Raw genomic sequence first — 16,958 nt, forward strand, 5'->3', positions numbered from 1 at the left:
TCGAAAGGGCAGTGGCGGACGTATTTTTGATGGGAAGTCCGCAACAGATAGCCCTCGCAAAAGAACTTATGAGTGCGATGGGATCATTTTCCGTAGCTGATACAACTGAGTTACTTCAACAGTTAAGACATGATCTCAGATATGAACTCAAGCTGGAGCAGGTTGAGAAAGAGTTTATGTTTCTTCGCTTAGGTCGTCATAAGCATGAAGCGGACACTCCCTACGGTGACAATACTATTAGTAAAGAGCCGGATCCGCAGTAACCTTGAATGCACGGAGCAAAGGCCGATAGGCCGTCGAGCTATCGCCAGACCGCCCGGACGGGCTGGCGATTTGTCTCCGCAGGTGCCCAGTTTCAACGACACACAAAATTGACGACCATAAACTGCCCAGCTCAAGGTTTGATTGCCATCCCGCGATCTGGCGATGGCCCGGTTTGATGTTTTAACTGATGTAGGGCGGGCTTCAGCCCGCCATGTGCGATGGGTGGGTGCCGGGCTGAAGCCCGGCCTACGTTCGGACTACACCGATATGTTAAGTGACAGGGCGGATTGTCGCGTTAGGGTCGGGCACATGATCCGTCGATTGTTCTGCCTTCTCCTGCTGATGACCACGCCCGCCTTTGCCATGGGGCCCTGGAAATCCGAATGCCACGGCGATACCGCCTGTGATCTCGGTGACCGCTCGTATCACGTGCTTGAACCTGACGGCTGGGACAGGCAGACGCCTCTGCCGGTGCTGCTGCATTTCCACGGCTGGGCGCGGCAGGGCACCGTGGTGGTCAATCACCAGCGTATCGCCAGCGCCACCCGCAAGCGCGGGGTCCTGCTGGTCGCGCCCAACGGGCGGCGCAAGACCTGGGATTTCTGGACCTCTGACACCGACGATGTGGCCTTTGCCAACAGGGTTCTGGAAGATGTGGCCAAGACCTATCCCATCGACCTCGACCGCATCTATGTCTCGGGCTATTCCTTTGGCTCGGCCATGGCGTGGCGCTATGTCTGCCAGTCGGGCAATCACGTTGCCGCCCTGCTTGCCATCGCAGGCACGTTGAACCAGACCGAGGACTGCCCGCAAGGGCCAGCCGAGGTGCGCCATGTGCATGGCCTTGACGATACGGTGATGCGCTTTCCCTTTGGCCCCGGCGGCGACACGACCTATCCGGTAGCCCTTTGGCGGCAACGCAGCGGGTGTCACGAGGCAACGCCGCAGGGTGATTGGCAGGTGGTGCCGTATTTGAAACTTTCGCGCGTGGCGTGGAATGATTGCGACGGGGGGCGGGTGACGCTTGACACTCATCCCGGCGGGCATTTCATCCCGCATGGCTGGATTGCGCGGCAACTCGACGAGTTGCTGGGATTGCCATTATCCTATCCCTAGCCAATGTCGCACCTTTCACACGGCGACCTTCATAGCTCGAACAGGAGATTCGACATGAAATCCATACTGCCCACTGTTTTGCTGATCGGCGCAACGGCGTCTGGTGTCTGGGCCAAGGACACCTATCCGCCGGTGCAGCTGTTGCTGCAAACGGAAACTTCTGTTCTGGGGGAGCCTCTGCAATATCCTGAAGGAACACCGCAGATCACGGTTGCAATCGTCACCATGCAGCCGGGGCAGAAAACCGGATTGCACCGGCATGAGGCGCCTCTGACGGGCTACATGCTGGAAGGTGAGTTGACGGTGGATTACGGCGACGCCGGCATCAGAACCTACAATCAGGGCGATGCGCTGGTCGAAGCATTCGGATCGCCACACGAAGGCACCAATACGGGCGCGGATATTGCGCGCGTTCTGGTCGTGTTTTCCGGTGCGGAAGGAACGGAAAACACCGTTTCCGAATAAGCCCGGGGATGGCATCGGGTGACTTGCTGGCCTAGAACGGTTCAAACCTGGATCGGAACGGAGAAAACCGGATGGTGCCCGAATGGATTGCGGTGGATTGGGGCCAGACCCTCCAGCGGGCCTGGGCCATGCGTGGTTCGGATGTGTTGGACCGGGTTGAGCAGCAAGGTGTCGAAAAAACTGACAGAGACGCCTTGATCGATCTTGTCTTTCCTTGGTTGGGGCAGGGCACTGTTCCGGTGGTGACCTGCGGCGCGCTCGGGCCGTTGGGCCCGGCGGTTCCCTGTAGACCCTTCTCCGATGGGACTTGGGCGGTTTCTTTGGGCGACGACCGGGTGAACCTGCATATGGTGCCGGGAATACGACAGTCCACGCCGCCAGACATGATGACGGGAGACGAAACCCGCGTGGCGGGATTTCTGGCGCTCAACAAGGACTGGGACGGGGTTGTGTGTCTGACCGGACAGCAAAGTCGATGGGTGCATGTCAGTGCCGGAGAGGTTGTCAGTTTCCAGACTTTTCTCACCGGCTCTATGCTTTCGGTCCTGAAGCATGTCCCGGCCACGACTTTAGCGCTGATGACAGAGGGGTTCGATCGGCCAGCTTTCATCGCCGCGCTTGAGGATGCCATTGCCAAACCCGAACGCATTTTGGCACGCCTCTATGGCGTTCATGCCGATGGTGTCATGAACGGGTTGGAGCCCGAGGCGGCCCGCGCCCGTATTTTCGGCGCCCTGATCGGGGCTGAACTGGCCGCCGCGCGCCCTTTCTGGCTGGGTCAACAACTGGCGGTGATCGGTGACGATCCTCTGGCCAGCCTGTATGTGGAAGCTCTGACGGCACAGGGCGCGCCGGCGGCACTGGCGGATGAGGCGCGCATGACGCTGCAGGGTTTGATCGAGGCCTGGCGCTTACTTGTCGTCTGACGAGACTATTTTGCGAGGGCGACCAAGTGCCTTTCGACCAGTTCCGGCAAATGGCTGCTGTGGTCATAGCGCGCAGAATGCGGCAGTTCTTCGGCAGGACGTTTGCTATAGCCTTGGGTGAATAGAAAGAACGGCACTTCGGCGCGTAGCGCGGTCTCGGCATCCACTTCGCTGTCACCGACATAAAGGTGCGGGCCGTTGGGCAAGGCATCGAATGCGGCCCAAACGGCGGCTGGGTCGGGCTTGCGAACATTCAGGGTATCGCCTCCGACGACCACATCGAAGTATGGGGCCAACCCCAGGTCATCCAGAACCAGCCGGGCCGCGCCTTCAGGTTTGTTGGTGCAGATGCCAAGGGCGTGTCCACGGGATTTCAGCGCTTGCAAAGCGTCCCTGACGCCAGGATATAAAACGGTCATTTCGCTTGGCGCGGCTTTGTAGTGATCCAGTGTTACCTGTGTAAGCCGAGGATGAGAGGCAATATCCAAGGCGCAGTGATGGATCACCATTTTTACCAGATGAGGCAGGCCGTTCCCGGTGAAGCCAATTACCGTTGCCAGGTCAAGTGGCGCAACGCACTCTGCCTCAAGCATCCGGTTGACCGCCGCCGCGATATCCGGCGCACTGTCAATCAGGGTGCCGTCAAGGTCGAATACGATGGGTGTGGTCATGACATCTCCGGTCTTGTCGAGCCTACCAGTGACAGCGCCGCGCCAGAAAATCCACCGGAAACAGAATGTCGTCTTAGTTTTGGCTATGAGTTCAGCGGAACAAAATGATAGGCATCGCCGCTTCGATCAACATGCCCGATGCCGCCATGACTGAGATGAAACCCAATGATCCGGGTGTGCTGCGAGGCCAGCTGGTCCAGAAGTTGCACACGTGTCGCGGCGGCCATTTCCTGATCGTGGTCCGAACCGGAGTGCCAATCAGGCCGCTCGAATGCGACGTGAAAGTTAATGAGCGCATCGCCAACGATCATCAGGGATTCAGACCCACTGCGCAGTTCGAATGACATATGGCCCAGCGTATGGCCAGGGGTTGCGCGCGCAGCGACGCCAGAAAGGATCTCCTCTCCCTCATCAAAAAGCTCGATGCGGTCTTCAAGCACATCCAACCGGCGTTTTGCTCCAACTGCCATGGTCTGACGTGCGGCACCGATTTCATTGACAGTATTCGGGTTCCACCAATAGTCCCATTCGGCCTTCCCCATCATGTGTCGTGCGTTGATGAAGAATGGTTCGTCAAAGTCATCCAGAGCGCCCCACAGGTGATCGGCATGACCATGGGTGAAGATAACATCCGTGATGTCTTCGGGGGTTAGGTCGATTGCACCCAGCGCCTCTGGCAGCTTGCCGGCACCATCCTGAAATCCAGGGCCAGCGCCCACGTCAAACAGGATATTCCTGTTTCCGGTTTGGAGCAGCGTCACGTTGCAGGGGGGCTTTATCAGATCGCCGGTCAACCCGTATTTTTTTAGAATCGGGGCCAATTGATCCTGTGGCATGGCGTCGAAGAAAAACTCGGCCGGGACAGTCAGATGGCCGTCGCTGAGGCTGACGATCCGGGCCTGGCCCAGACTGATTTCCGTTGCGGCCCAGGTTGGTCTGGTACTCAAGGCGGTTGTGGCCGCGGTTGCTTTTAGAAATGTTCGGCGGGTCATGAGCATGATGGATCCTCCTGAACGCATAATTACATTCAATAACGTGAATAACAATAACATGATGAGATCCGATACTGGAAATCCCCGCTTGACTTACCTTACTAAAATAATCAGATTACCCCAAGAGCAGTAGCCACCCCGGAATTCGGGTCAGCCAGCAATGAAAATGGAAGCGAATGTTACTGGTATTGCCGCTGCGACGCGGACGCGCCAGCGGTTTTGTGGAACGCATTCGTGACCCGGACTCTGGAGATGACGCGATGAACGTTCAAAACCCGACACCCTCTCAAGGCTATGCTGTTCAGGTGCTACCTGCTCACAAAGCCGAAGATCTGACCGCAGGTGGAAACCTCGCCCATATTGCCTTGGGAGACCAGCTTTATACCTTGCGCATCACCCGCGCAGGCAAGCTGATCCTGACGAAATGAGCAACCAAATCTCGCGAGGTGCGGCCGCGGTTGGCCGGCTGTCCGATTTGGGTCCGATCGAAGCGAGGGTGGTCATGTATCTGCGCCGATGGAGCGATCGAGACCAAGCGAGGAGCGACGGTCAGAACTCGGATTTGACCATCTCAACCGGAAAGGATCAATCGGTGGCAGCGACGCTGGACCAGATTTGTATGCTCTGTGCACATTATGGTCGGCGTCCGCTGGTGCGGCATGAGATTGAATGCGAATGTCTCGGGGCGGACGAAAGCTGTTTCGCCCATATGGTCGGGGCTGCTTCGGAGGGGGCAAGGGAAGACGCCCTTATGGTCGCTTCGCTGATCGTAAGAGCCGATGTTGCACCGGCACTAGTCGCTCTGTCTGAACAACTCGGGCTGGCCTTGCGGCGTGTCGCGGACACTCACTTTGAGGGTTGCCGAAACCTGTCCTGCCAAAACAGGCATCTGCATTGATGACCGGTTCTGATCAGCAACAACCGCATCCCGCGTGATGCTGGCCGTGATCGCACGCAGGGGCCGGGGTGAAGGTTCCCACCTCATCCAGAACGACGCGTAAGGCCCAAAGGATCATGTCAACGTCATCGGCCTCGATGGTCAGCGGCGGACGGATTTTCAGGATGTTGTCTTTTGGCCCTTCGCTGCCGATCAGAATCCGATGGTCCCGCATCCGGTTCTTGACGTATTTACAGATCTCGGTGCCTTCGGACCCGTCCGGGTTGATTAATTCTACGCCAAGGAACAGGCCCATTCCCCGTACATCCCCGATACAAGCGAAGTCCGCATCAATCTGGCGTAGACCGGTCATCAGGCGCTCGCCCATGAGGCGCGCGTTTTCCTGCAAGCCTTCGTCATCGACGATGTCCAGAACCTCTTTGCCGATCAGACAGGACAGGGTAGACCCGCCAAAGGTCGAAAAGAACTCGATACCGTTGTCAAAGCTTTCGGCAATTGCCTTGGTCGTGACCAGAACACCCAGCGGGTGCCCGTTGCCGATGGGTTTGCCCAACACCACGATATCTGGCAGCGCTCCTTGATGTTCAAAACCGAAGTAGAACTTACCCAACCGGCCAAGACCGGTCTGAACCTCGTCCGCGATACATACCCCACCGGCGGCGCGGATTTTCTGGTAGACAGCGGGAAGGTATCCCTTGGGGGGAATGATCTGGCCGCCGACTGACGGGAAGGTTTCGGCGATGAACCCCGCTACGCCATGGCCCTTCTCCTGCAAGGCAGCGATGGCCGGGTCGACGAGATCCGCAAATTTCTTGGCGCGCTCGGGATCGTTCCGCTTGAATGATCCGCGATAGTCATCCGCGACTTCGACCAATTCGACCCAATCCGCTTGCCCCACGCCGCCCGGCTTGTTGAACTTGTAGGCCGAGATGTCAATCGCACCGGTCGTGTTGCCGTGATAACCGTGATTGGGCGTCACCATTCCCTTGGCGCCGGTATGCGCGCGCGCCAACCGCAAGGCCAGTTCGTTGGCTTCGGTGCCGGAATTGACGAAAAAGCAAACCTCCAGGTGGTCCGGCATTTTGGACAGAACCTTTTTTGCAAATGCTGTCTGTGCCGGATGCAGATAGCGGGTGTTCGCGTTCATCCGCCTGAGTTGGTCCGCCGCGGCCGCCTGAACGCGGGGATGCGCATGCCCTACATGGGGGACATTGTTATAGGCGTCCAGATAAGGCCGTCCCCATTCGTCGAACAAGTGGTGTTTCCAGCCACGCACCAGCATGACAGGATCGTCGTAGGTCAGTGACAGGTTGCCACCGAAATGTGCTTGCCGCTCGGCCAGAACCTGGGCCTTGTCGGTCGGGCGATAAGACACCTTGTCATCAGGCAGGTTCAGCAGCGCCGCAGGGTTCGGGCAAACCGCGTGCCACAGGTCCATCTCGTCCGGATCGCCAACGCCGGGCCAGTCGTTTTCCATTCCGGCCGTGGTCAGCGCCAGCTGGAAATGCACATGCGGCGCCCAGCCGCCATTCTGTCTGGCATCGCCGAGCTTGGCAAAGGCTGAACCCTGAGCCACCGGATCGCCCGGTTTCAAGCGGTCGCAAATCTCGGGGTCGAGGTGGCCGTATAGGGTATAGAAGGCATCGCCCTGAGGCGTTTCGTGATGCAGGATTACCACTCCGCCGTAGTCGAGGTGATGATCTCGGTTTTCAACCGCTTCGACGCGCCCGCTCATCGGCGCGTAAAGGATCGTGCCAGCCGGGGCGAAAACGTCCACCGCCAAATGCACCGTGCGCCGGTCGCTGGCTTTCCACGGCCCTTTGCGGAACGCGGTATCGGCGTAGATCAGCCGGGGTTCGTTGTAATAGCCCAGCCACATATCCGTACCAAACTCTTCGCCCACGCGGGCGGCTTCTTCCAGTGGCATGTGGAACGGGTTTTGTGGCCAAAACGAATTTTCGACGGAAAGGGACCCCATCGGCGCATGTGACAAATCCTGTCCGAACAATTCCGCGAAATCGCCCCGGTGTTCCTCAAGATAGGCATGAATGCGTTCGGCCCCATCCGTCACCGGCAAGCCGCAGGCAACGCGCAGGCGCGCGGGCATCATGCCACCATTAATGGCCGTGTTTTCCAGGAACCGCCACGCTGGGGCCTGACTGATCGTCACGTATGGATCGTCGGGGTTTTCAGCGGCCATCAGTGAGGAGTTCACCACCGAAACCGCCAGCCGTGTTCTGAGCAGCGGCCAGATCAGATCGACTTCGGCGGCGCTTAGCCGGTTCGCGGCGTGATATGCGCGAACCAATGCAGACAATGCTCGTTCTGGGTGCGGATGGTCCAGCACCACATAAGCCCCGGCAATCGCCACCTCACAAACTTTTGGCGCCGCACACATGTCGCCCAGATCGATCAGCCCCGAAATCGACCGACGTTCATGCAACTCGCCTTCGACCAGAACGTTATAGTCGTTTGCATCGTTGTGAATGGCCTGTTTCGGCAGATCGGCGAGTTTGCAGGAAGCTGCTTCAAAAGCTCTACATATTTCTAGAAGAATTGCTCGTCGGGACGGATCTCCAATTGTGTCGAGATGTTTGGAAATCCATCCGGCCTGCATGAGATCCCATTTGAAGCTTTCGCGCCGAAGCCCTTCGTGATCAAAGCTTGCAAGTGCTCGGTCCGTCGCGCCCAGCACGCGACCGAGTTTCAGGATCAGATCTTCGGGTTTGGGAGCGGATTTCGCATAACAACGGCCAGGCAATCTTTCCATCAACCAGACAAGCCGCGGTTTTCCGTCTTTGTCCGCGATTTCAGGAAGCCGGTTGTCGTCGAGCGCCGGTATGACGCCCGGAAAGGGCAGGCCGGGCGCTTGAAAACCGATATGCTCCAATGCTTTAATTTGCAGATCCACCAATTCGGCATCGCAATCCGGACGCATCACTTTCAAAACATGATCCTGCCCATTCATGCCTTCGGCCAGAAAGTTCAGGTCAAATTCGCCGTTCAGACGGGTCAGTTTTGCCTGAATGCCCCAATGCCTGTGCAGGGCCTCGGCCCAGAATGCCGTATCGCCGCTCATCGGTTCCGGTGTCCTCTCTTCAAAACCTGATGCCTTAATCCAGCGCGCGCAGGCGCTTGATCAGTGACGAGGTATCCCAACGGCCACCGCCCAGTTTTTGCACATCCTTATAGAACTGATCGACCAAAGCGGTGACCGGAAGCGATGCCCCGGTTTCGTTGGCGGTATTCAGGCAGATGCCCAAATCCTTGCGCATCCAGTCAACCGCGAAACCGTGGTCGAAATGGTCGTCCAGCATCGTCTCGTACCGGTTTGACATCTGCCAGCTCCCGGCCGCGCCCTGGCTGATCACCTCGACAACCGCACGCCCGTCCAGTCCCGCCTTTTCGGCGAAATGCAATGCCTCGCTCAGGCCTTGAACTAGCCCGGCAATGGCAATCTGGTTGCACATCTTCGTCATTTGTCCGGCCCCGCTGTCACCGATGCGGCGGCAAATCCTGGCATAGATCTGCATCACGGGCTCAGCCTGGTCAAAGGCAGCCTGATCCCCGCCGCACATGATCGACAAAACCCCGTTTTCTGCCCCGGCCTGACCACCCGAAATAGGTGCATCCACAAAGGCAATCCCTTTGGACTGACCTGCCTCGTACAGCTGGCGGGTCACTTTGGCTGATACGGTAGTGTGATCGACAAATACCGCGCCATGGGCCATGCCATGAAACGCGCCGTTCTCACCCGTGCAAACCATGCGCAGGTCGTCGTCATTGCCGACGCAGGCCATCACGAATTCGGCTCCGCGCGCGGCCTCTTCAGGCGTCGACGCCATCGCGCCGTGGTGTTGCTCAACCCAGGCCTCGGCCTTGGCCTGTGTGCGATTGTAAACGGTGACATCGTGGCCCGCGGCTTGAAGATGCCCGGCCATGGGATAGCCCATGACGCCGAGGCCAAGGAATGCAATTTTCGCCATCTGGTGATCCTCCCGATTGCCCGGTCGCGACCATAAATCGGAGCGGCCGGGGATGCTCTGCCGAGACAAAGCAAAGCCCGGCCCAAAGGGCAACCCCGTCTGGCGTTCAGGATGGGGCAAAACTCGTTTTCCGGGTTAAAGGTGGCGCGGATCGTCCAGTTCAAGTGCGAATTTGCGCGGCATCAGGCCCGCTTGGAACCATTCGATCATTGAATAGACCGAATAGACCGGAAGACCCGTACGTTTGCGGATATCCGCAGCATACGGAACCATGTTGGTGCATTCCAGCACGATCGCGCCTGCATCCGGTTCGTTTGCAATGATCTCGTCAGCGGCATCCAGCAGGTCAAGCCTGCAGGCCTCGAAGTCGATCCGGGGGGCGTCGCCCAAGATGTCGCGTGTAAAGGCCCGCCCCCCGTCAGTGCCATAGATGGGTGTGTCCAGCGGGACTCCGGCAGCTTTCAGGTGGGCATCGGTCAAAGTCGTTTTCGAAATCGTCAGGATCACCGGCTTTCTTGTTGGCGGCAACATAGCCTGCACCATCGGAACCTGTATCAGCGACGACGTTGCGACCGGCACGCCAAGTGCTTCACGCAGTTCGTCCTGCACCAGTGCAAGAAACCCGCAATTCGTGGTAATGCCATCCGCCCCGGTAGCGACCAGATCGCGGCCTGCTTGGACAAAAGCATCCAGCAGATCCTTGGGGTTCCCGCGCACGACTTTCTCGGGTGACGCGCCGCGTACCACACGGTAGTGCACAGGAAATGGCCAGGTTGCGGCGTTGCCCATGTCACCGAGGATGCGCGGAAAGCGGGTTTCCAGCATCAGGATGCCGACTGCGGCGCCAAATACGGTCTTCCCTCCGGTATGAACAGACATGTGGACCTCAGAAATCAGGGACATAGAGTTGGGCGTAAGCGTCGCGAACGGCTTGTGTTGCGCCTTCGCGTCGGCGCTCGATATGGGCGCGCATCTGGACGGTTGCCTCATTCGCGTCGCGGGTGGCTATAGCCTTCAGAATGCGGCGATGGGCCGAGATCATGGTTTTGCTGTCTGATGCCGTTTCGCGAAGCCTGCGAAGATCGATCAGACGTAGATATCGGATGCGGTCATTAAGGTTGGCAAGCATCCGGCACAGTTCGGCATTGCCCGACAGTTGGCACAACTGACCGTGAAAGCGTTCGTCCATTGCCAAGAGCTGCTCTGGATCTGCTTCAGGGGTATAGTCAGGCGCGATGTCTTCGAGTTCCTGCATCAGTGCGGTGATCGCATGATCTGTTCCGCGCTCGCAGGCCAGGCGTACCGCTTCGACTTCAACAGCGACACGGGCCTCGTACAGGTCCATCACCAGTTCGGGAGAGAGCGAGCGGCAGAAAAAGCCGCGTCCTGAATGAAAGGTCAGAAAGCCTTCGGCCACTAGCCGGTTCAAGGCTTCGCGGATTGGCGTACGCGAGGCGTTGAGTTGGGTGGCCAATGCACTTTCATTGATGCGGGCATCCGGCTTGAAGGCGAAATCCGCCGCCATGCGCCGCAACGCTTCGTACAATCGGTCAACATTGCTTTCTGCCTTGGACATATCCGCTCCTCTTGGCGCCGAGATTAGGACGGGATTGACATGTGTGCAAGATGTAATGCAATTCTGCATACAATTTTGAACACGATTCTGCAGGGGAGTGAAATGAGCAATCAGATGAACGGCGCCGAGGCGATGATGCGGATGCTTGAGGCGCAAGGCGTGCAGCATATCTTTGGCCTTTGCGGCGACACCACGCTGCCGTTCTACGACGCCATGCTGCGGCTCGATCACAACATCACTCACGTTCTGACTCGTGATGAGCGCTGCGCGATGTATATGGCCGACGGTTATTCCCGCGTGACCGGGCGTGTCGGTGTCGCCGAGGGGCCATCGGGTGGCGGGGCGACCTATATCCTGCCAGGACTGATCGAGGCGTCTGAAAGCTCTTATGCAGTGCTCGGCATCACCACGGATATCTCGGTGGCGTCTTATGGGAAATACCCACTGACCGAGGTGAATCAGGAGGCGCTGATGGCGCCGCTGACCAAGTGGAACACGGTGATCAAACGCGCAGACCACATTCCTCGCATGGTTCGCGCGGCATTTCGGGCAATGACCACCGGGCGGTCAGGCGCGGCGCATATCGGGCTGCCTTATGACGTTCAATATGACCCTGTTGATGTGTCTGACATCTGGGCCGATGCGGCTACCGCGACCTATCCTGCTTATCCTCAGGTGCCGGCACCAGGAGCGGCTCAGGCAGCAGTCGAGGCAATTGTGTCGGCCAAGAACCCTCTGATCGTTTGCGGTGGCGGTGTCGTCATTGCGCGGGCCTGGGATGAACTTGATCGCTTGGCCACCCGGCTGGACATACCGGTTGCAACCTCGATCTCGGGGCAGGGATCATTGGCCGAAACACATCCGAATTGTTTGGGTGTCGTCGGGTCCAATGGTGGCACCGACGAAACATGGGAAATGATGGAGGCGGCCGATCTGGTCGTGTTCATGGGCTGTCGTGCCGGCTCGACCACGACGGCTCGGTGGGAGGCGCCAAAACCCGGCACCCGGATCGTCCATTTCGATAACGACCCGATGGTGATGAATGCCAATTACCGAACCGAAGTCGCCGTAGTAGGCGATTTGCGGCTTGCGCTGGCCGAAGTCAACGCGGTGCTAGACAGGTTCGACCAGGGGGCCAAAACTTTTGGCGGTGCTGCCGCAATTGCAGAAAAGATAAAGCGCAAATTTGAAGTATTCGAGAAACTCGCACAGTCTTCTCAGGCGCCGATCCGACCCGAACGGGTGATCGCCGCACTGATGAAGGTGTTGCCAGAGGACGCCACCGTCGTGTCCGATCCCGGCACCAGTTGTCCCTATTTCTCGGCCTACTATCAGTTGCCGAAACCTGGGCGGCATTTCATTACCAACCGGGCACATGGTGCGTTGGGGTATTCGCTTTCGGCGGCGTTGGGTGCGTGGTACGGGCGACCAACCTCGAAAACCGTGGCGCTGATGGGCGACGGGTCGTTCGGGTTCACTTGCGGTGAGTTGGAAACCGTCTGCCGTGCGCGTGCGCCCATCACATATGTCGTGTTTTCGAACTCCAACTTCGGCTGGATCAAGGCCAGCCAGTTCGCGGACAAGGATGCACGGTATTACAACGTCGATTTCAACCAAACCGATCATGCAGCGATCGCAGCGGCCTATGGTGTCAAAAGTTGGCGGGTCGAGAACCCTGACGATCTGGAAAAGGTGCTCGCCGAGGCGGTTGCACACGATGGACCGACACTGATCGACGTTGTCTGCCAAGCGCTTGAGGAAAGCAACGCCCCGGTACGACGCTGGATGGGATGATCGCCGTCTTGAAAGGACTCTGGTAGAGCCGTTCTGCTGCGAAGTGGCGGAGTCCCGAGGGTTTCACCAGTTACTCTGTCTTTATCAGTTTCGCCAATTCGGCACGGTCTTCGTCGCTCCAGGCCGAAGGGTCTTCGCCATGTGCGACCACCGCGTGAAGCTCCATCAATTTCCAGACCTCGTCCTCGGTCGCCGCAACGACTTTTCCGGGGCAGGCCTCCATGCCGGGATAATCCTTGCAGGCGTATGAAAACGACTGTGACATCGTGTTCTCCTTTCGCGGGTTTGAGATGGGTCAGAATGTGTCGAAGGCAGGTGCGTTTGCCGGCAGGGTGATCCACGGTTGTTTATGTGAAACGAAGACATGGTTCTTTGGTGTCGCGATGGTTGGGTCATCCAGCGTCACGGCGGCGAACCAGGCGTCCCCGCTCCAGTCCTGGCCTTCGACCTCGTGACCTGCGGCATAGGTCAGGGTGGTGCCGCAATCGCCGCAAAATCCGCGCCTGACTCCGGGCGTCTTTTCACAAAACTTGATTTCCCCCTTGGTTACCGAGAACTCGCTGGACGGAACCTTGGCCCAGGTCACGAAAGCCCCTCCCAGCGCCATTTGGCACGAACGGCAATGGCAATGAGCAGAGAAATCGGGCGCCTGTTCGATCCGGTATCTGACGGCGCCGCAGTAACATCCGCCTTCGTGTTGCGTTGAGCCGGTGGCCATGTCCAACCTCCCTTCTTACCTCCCAAGGTAAAGAATGTCTTTCATACTTTAGAAGAAATCTTCGCCTTGTATGCTATGAGACTTGAGGAAATCGGCGGATCGTGCAACATAATTAATTTGAATAATTGTTAGAAATACTATCGAATGGACTGGCTGAAGCTTCCCCCTCTCAATGGATTGCGCGCCTTTTCGGCAGTAGCCGAAACCGGTAGTTTCTCTCTTGCGGCGGGGCGGTTGAACGTCACCCACGCTGCTGTCAGCCAGCAGGTTCGATTGCTGGAGGACCGGCTGGGAACGCCACTGGTCACGAGAGTTGGGCGTGGGATTGAACTGACCGAGGAAGGGATAGCGCTTGCGCGGGATCTGGAGGTTGGATTTGCCACTATCGGGCGTGGTGTCGAGCGTCTGACCGACAGCCTGGCCAACAGACCGGTTCAAATCACCATGTCGCCCGCGTTTGCCGTTGAATGGCTGCTTCCACGCATGGCCGCGTTTCAACAAAGCAATCCCGACATCACATTGATGCTAAACCCGACTGCCGATTTGGTCGAGCTGAAGCCCGGCGGAGTCGATATTGCGATCCGGTATCGTGACAAGCGCCGCCCGGTCAGCGATGTCGAGCCGTTGCTATTGTCGGACATGGTGTTGATCGGCGCGCCGGAACTGGTTGCCGGACGGGACTTGTCCGATCCGGCATCTCTGATGGACTTGCCCTGGTTGCAGGAACTTGGCACCAACGAGGCTGCAGAGTGGCTGACGTATCACGGAGTAGTGCAGGATCGCCCTTTGGTGGTCCATCAGATGCCGGGAAACCTGATCATGAATGCGGTGCGGCGTGGGGACGGGATCACATATAGCAGCCGTGCGTTCTTTCAAGAGGACATCGATGCGGGCCGTATTGTTGAGTTGTTCTCCGAAAAGCTTTTCGGTGTCTACTATGTCGAAACCCGCCCCGGGGTATTGCGGCCTGCGGTCAGAACCTTTGTGAACTGGCTGAGATTGCAGGCCGAAACAGTCACTGTGTAGTGCGGTCTCAGATCCGGCGAGCGGTTCCTGAAACCCTGATACCTTCTCCGGGTTGTTCACCAATTTCGGCACGTAGCAGCGATCTTGCGCCCATGTCTTCGCCTTGAACGATGTCAATTGCGCCGCCGTGTGGCCAGCCGATATCCCTAAGGTAACCTGCCAGCGCCGCCGCCGCCGCGCCTGTAGCCGGATCTTCCAGCACGCCGCCAACGGCAAAGGCGTTACGGCTGTGAAACCTGCGCGGGGTTTCCAGCCACAGCAGGCTAATCGTGGTGAAACCGTTCAATTCCATGAATTTTGCACCTAGGTTCAGGTCGTAGTCCATTTGTGCAAGTTTCGACCGGTCCTTCAGCGCAAGGATCAGGTGGTCGTTGCCCGCATTGGCGACGGCCGGGGACAGGGTTGGGTTCAGATCATCGTCATCCAGTGCAAACAAGGCCAACGCGGAGTCCAGGGTTTCTACGTCAACCACTCGACTATGGGTGGGCGGAGAAATCAGCGCGGCTTGTACCCGCGTCTCACTTCGCGCGCCTTCAACTGAAATCTGTGCGTCATTCAGATGCAGCGCAAAGGTGCCGTCGCCGAACCGTTCCGCCAGATTCGCGCCCAGTGCAATCGTTGCGTGGCCGCAAAATGCGACCTCCCCTGCCGGAGCGAAAAAGCGAACCCGCCAACCTTCTCCCTTAGGGGCTGCAAAAGCGGTTTCGGAATAACCGACTTCAGCAGCAATTCGCTGCATTTCGGAATCCGGAGGCAGGGCATCGGCGATGAATACACCGGCAGGATTGCCGCCTTGGGCACCATCAGCAAAAGCAGCGATGCGTTCGACATGAGTTGTCATAGGTCTAACTCCTTTGAAAACGGCTCTCCGGCAAGCCAGAGAACCACATGCCCTCAATTGATACGGGCGAGAAAATCTTTCATCTCGGTTGCGATCTCGGTCCCATATTCTTCCAGCGCGAAATGGCCGGTGTTGAGCATGTGGAACTGCAGGTCTTTTAAATCGCGCTTATAGGGATGAGCCCCTTCTTCGGGAAAAATCACGTCGTTCTTCCCCCACATCAGAAGCGCCGGCGGTTGATGCTCGCGAAACAGGGCCTGCCATTTCGGGTACTCCCCGACATTGGTGCCGTAATCCAGAAACATCTCAAGCTGCACCTCCTGATTGCCAGGGCGGTCCAGCAGATATTGCACGTGCCAGAAATTGTCGGGGCTGATGGCATCGGGATCCTGAGTTCCGTGAGTGAATTGCCATTTGGTTGCATCCATTGTCAGAAAGGCGCGCAGAGCATCGCCGTTTTCCGTAGAGGGGTCTGCCCAATAGGCTTTGATCGGTTCCCAGAACTCGCGCAACCCCTCTTCGTACGCGTTGCCGTTCTGAATGATAAAGCCCGTCACCCGTTCCGGGTCGTCCGCGAACATGCGAAAGCCGACCGGAGCCCCATAGTCCATCAGATACACTGAGTACTGGTCAACGCCTTTGGCGTTCAACAATTCGGTTACAATCCGTGCAGCGCCTTCAAAACTGTAATCGTATTCGGCGGCATCGGGCATGTCAGATGCTCCGAAACCGGGATAGTCCGGCGCGATCACATGATAATTCTCGGAAAGTTCGGGAATCAGGTTGCGGAACATGTGCGACGAGGTGGGAAAGCCATGCAGCAATAGAACCGTCGGATTCGTCGGATCTCCGGCTTCGCGATAAGCAATCTTCATTCCGCCAATTGTTTCCGTTCTAAAGACGGTCGCATTCGCGCCGGTCTGACCGGCAGTCGCAGGTAGTGCAAGCAAAGCGGTAGCGGCCACCGCCATGGCGGTGTTTGAAAGAATCCGTCTCATGGTTCAGTCCTTTGGGTTTGGGGTGATGGGCGCGACGCCCGGAAAGCGACCTCAGCCTTTTGTAGCGTCGGCCAACTCGTCTTTCAGGCGCTGGTTTTCGGCCTGAAGTTGTACCAGTTGCTGTCCCAGCGCTTTGAGATGTGGGCGTAGTTCTTCTTCGGTGAAGCGAGGTGTGATGTGACGAGGGCAATTCCAGTCCAAACCCTCGACACGAATGATCACCGCTCGTTCTGCCGTCGCATCGGCGCCTTCAGGAAAAAGGCTGGCCGCAGCGGCTTCGCCTTCGGTGAACTCGACGCGGCCCAGAATCTTGAGACGACGCTGATTGGCGTAATCCATCAGGATCATCGCAATCCTGTCATTGCCATCCAGATTGCCGCGCGAGATGTATTGTTTGTTGCCGGAAAAATCGGCGTAACCAATTGTAGTCGGCCCAAGCACTTTCAAAAAGCCGACGGGACCGCCGCGATGCTGGACATAGGGCCAACCGGTTTCGGATACGCTCGCCTGATAGAACCCGTCGCGGCCTTCGATGAATGCCTTCTCGGCGGGGCCGATCTGGTGACCCTGCTGCGGGCCACCTTCGATGAATTTTGCATAAGTTGCTGCTGATCCCATCCGCTCCTGTTGGGCGCGGACAGTGGGTGTGAAGGTTAGTTCGGAAAAGGCGCGTGGCATGACTTTCCT

The 16,958-nt window shown here is 57.9% G+C and carries 19 protein-coding genes; 8 read left to right on the forward strand and 11 right to left on the reverse strand.

Annotated features, from left to right (window positions below; all coding sequences use genetic code 11):
- Positions 1 to 11: 11 nt before the first annotated feature.
- The 4 genes from ACR0LZ_RS18540 (at position 12) to ACR0LZ_RS18555 (ending at position 2,771) form a co-directional block, all read left to right on the forward strand.
- A complete protein-coding gene (locus tag ACR0LZ_RS18540) occupies positions 12 to 263 on the forward strand; it encodes a hypothetical protein (protein WP_480751503.1) in 252 nt (83 codons plus the stop codon).
- 310 nt (positions 264 to 573) lie between these two features.
- The gene (locus ACR0LZ_RS18545) at positions 574 to 1,380 is read left to right on the forward strand and encodes a CE1 family esterase (protein WP_480751504.1); all 807 of its coding nucleotides are present in this window, start codon (positions 574 to 576) and stop codon (positions 1,378 to 1,380) included.
- 54 nt (positions 1,381 to 1,434) lie between these two features.
- On the forward strand, positions 1,435 to 1,845 hold the full coding sequence (locus ACR0LZ_RS18550; protein ID WP_480751506.1) for a cupin domain-containing protein: 411 nt from the start codon (positions 1,435 to 1,437) through the stop codon (positions 1,843 to 1,845).
- 71 nt (positions 1,846 to 1,916) lie between these two features.
- Positions 1,917 to 2,771, forward strand: a complete 855-nt coding sequence (locus ACR0LZ_RS18555; RefSeq protein WP_480751508.1) for a 2-dehydro-3-deoxygalactonokinase — start codon at positions 1,917 to 1,919, stop codon at positions 2,769 to 2,771.
- A gap of 5 nt (positions 2,772 to 2,776) precedes the next feature.
- Here the strand turns inward: ACR0LZ_RS18555 and gph are convergent, their stop codons facing one another.
- Both gph and ACR0LZ_RS18565 read right to left on the reverse strand, forming a co-directional pair.
- The gene (gene gph / locus ACR0LZ_RS18560; RefSeq protein ID WP_480751509.1) at positions 2,777 to 3,442 is read right to left on the reverse strand and encodes a phosphoglycolate phosphatase; all 666 of its coding nucleotides are present in this window, start codon (positions 3,440 to 3,442) and stop codon (positions 2,777 to 2,779) included.
- 83 nt (positions 3,443 to 3,525) lie between these two features.
- Complete coding sequence (locus ACR0LZ_RS18565; protein ID WP_480751511.1) at positions 3,526 to 4,440, reverse strand: MBL fold metallo-hydrolase; 915 nt, start codon at positions 4,438 to 4,440, stop codon at positions 3,526 to 3,528.
- Positions 4,441 to 4,694: 254 nt separating this feature from the next.
- Between ACR0LZ_RS18565 and hemP the strand changes: the two genes are divergently transcribed.
- Positions 4,695 to 4,862 (forward strand): hemin uptake protein HemP, encoded by a 168-nt coding sequence (gene hemP / locus ACR0LZ_RS18570; protein WP_480751512.1) that lies wholly within the window; start codon positions 4,695 to 4,697, stop codon positions 4,860 to 4,862.
- The gene (locus ACR0LZ_RS18575) at positions 4,859 to 5,332 is read left to right on the forward strand and encodes a hypothetical protein (protein ID WP_480751513.1); all 474 of its coding nucleotides are present in this window, start codon (positions 4,859 to 4,861) and stop codon (positions 5,330 to 5,332) included. The genes hemP and ACR0LZ_RS18575 overlap by 4 nt, the downstream gene beginning before the upstream one ends.
- Before the next feature lie 13 nt (positions 5,333 to 5,345).
- Here ACR0LZ_RS18575 and ACR0LZ_RS18580 read toward each other — a convergent pair whose 3' ends face one another.
- From ACR0LZ_RS18580 to ACR0LZ_RS18595, 4 genes are all read right to left on the reverse strand, one after another.
- Entirely contained in the window at positions 5,346 to 8,411 is a 3,066-nt protein-coding gene (locus ACR0LZ_RS18580; protein WP_480751515.1) for an aminotransferase class III-fold pyridoxal phosphate-dependent enzyme, read from the reverse strand.
- A gap of 34 nt (positions 8,412 to 8,445) precedes the next feature.
- Positions 8,446 to 9,318 carry an NAD(P)-dependent oxidoreductase gene (locus tag ACR0LZ_RS18585; RefSeq protein ID WP_480751516.1) on the reverse strand — a complete coding sequence of 291 codons (873 nt, stop codon included), beginning with the start codon at positions 9,316 to 9,318 and terminating at the stop codon, positions 8,446 to 8,448.
- A gap of 135 nt (positions 9,319 to 9,453) precedes the next feature.
- The gene (locus ACR0LZ_RS18590; RefSeq protein WP_480751518.1) at positions 9,454 to 10,197 is read right to left on the reverse strand and encodes an aspartate/glutamate racemase family protein; all 744 of its coding nucleotides are present in this window, start codon (positions 10,195 to 10,197) and stop codon (positions 9,454 to 9,456) included.
- Between the two features lie 7 nt (positions 10,198 to 10,204).
- Positions 10,205 to 10,894: a GntR family transcriptional regulator gene (locus ACR0LZ_RS18595; RefSeq protein WP_480751520.1), complete on the reverse strand. Its 690-nt coding sequence runs from the start codon at positions 10,892 to 10,894 to the stop codon at positions 10,205 to 10,207.
- A 102-nt stretch (positions 10,895 to 10,996) separates the two neighbouring features.
- Between ACR0LZ_RS18595 and ACR0LZ_RS18600 the strand changes: the two genes are divergently transcribed.
- The gene (locus ACR0LZ_RS18600) at positions 10,997 to 12,688 is read left to right on the forward strand and encodes a thiamine pyrophosphate-binding protein (RefSeq protein ID WP_480751522.1); all 1,692 of its coding nucleotides are present in this window, start codon (positions 10,997 to 10,999) and stop codon (positions 12,686 to 12,688) included.
- Positions 12,689 to 12,758: 70 nt separating this feature from the next.
- On the opposite strand, the gene ACR0LZ_RS18605 is transcribed toward ACR0LZ_RS18600, so the two are convergent.
- Together ACR0LZ_RS18605 and ACR0LZ_RS18610 are read right to left on the reverse strand one after the other, a co-directional pair.
- Entirely contained in the window at positions 12,759 to 12,953 is a 195-nt protein-coding gene (locus tag ACR0LZ_RS18605) for a DUF1059 domain-containing protein (protein ID WP_480751523.1), read from the reverse strand.
- A gap of 30 nt (positions 12,954 to 12,983) precedes the next feature.
- Positions 12,984 to 13,406, reverse strand: coding sequence for a GFA family protein (locus tag ACR0LZ_RS18610; RefSeq protein ID WP_480751525.1), 423 nt, complete (start codon positions 13,404 to 13,406; stop codon positions 12,984 to 12,986).
- A gap of 144 nt (positions 13,407 to 13,550) precedes the next feature.
- On the opposite strand from ACR0LZ_RS18610, the gene ACR0LZ_RS18615 reads away from it, so the two are divergent.
- The gene (locus tag ACR0LZ_RS18615) at positions 13,551 to 14,432 is read left to right on the forward strand and encodes a LysR family transcriptional regulator (protein ID WP_480751527.1); all 882 of its coding nucleotides are present in this window, start codon (positions 13,551 to 13,553) and stop codon (positions 14,430 to 14,432) included.
- A gap of 7 nt (positions 14,433 to 14,439) precedes the next feature.
- Here ACR0LZ_RS18615 and ACR0LZ_RS18620 read toward each other — a convergent pair whose 3' ends face one another.
- Genes ACR0LZ_RS18620 through ACR0LZ_RS18630 form a run of 3 tightly spaced genes read right to left on the reverse strand, consistent with a single transcriptional unit; the run spans position 14,440 to position 16,949 of the window.
- A complete protein-coding gene (locus ACR0LZ_RS18620) occupies positions 14,440 to 15,273 on the reverse strand; it encodes a PhzF family phenazine biosynthesis protein (RefSeq protein WP_480751528.1) in 834 nt (277 codons plus the stop codon).
- 53 nt (positions 15,274 to 15,326) lie between these two features.
- Positions 15,327 to 16,271 (reverse strand): alpha/beta fold hydrolase, encoded by a 945-nt coding sequence (locus ACR0LZ_RS18625; RefSeq protein WP_480751530.1) that lies wholly within the window; start codon positions 16,269 to 16,271, stop codon positions 15,327 to 15,329.
- 51 nt (positions 16,272 to 16,322) lie between these two features.
- Entirely contained in the window at positions 16,323 to 16,949 is a 627-nt protein-coding gene (locus tag ACR0LZ_RS18630; protein WP_480751532.1) for a pyridoxamine 5'-phosphate oxidase family protein, read from the reverse strand.
- Positions 16,950 to 16,958: the final 9 nt, after the last annotated feature.

The organism is Ruegeria sp. CI1, assembly GCF_056536925.1.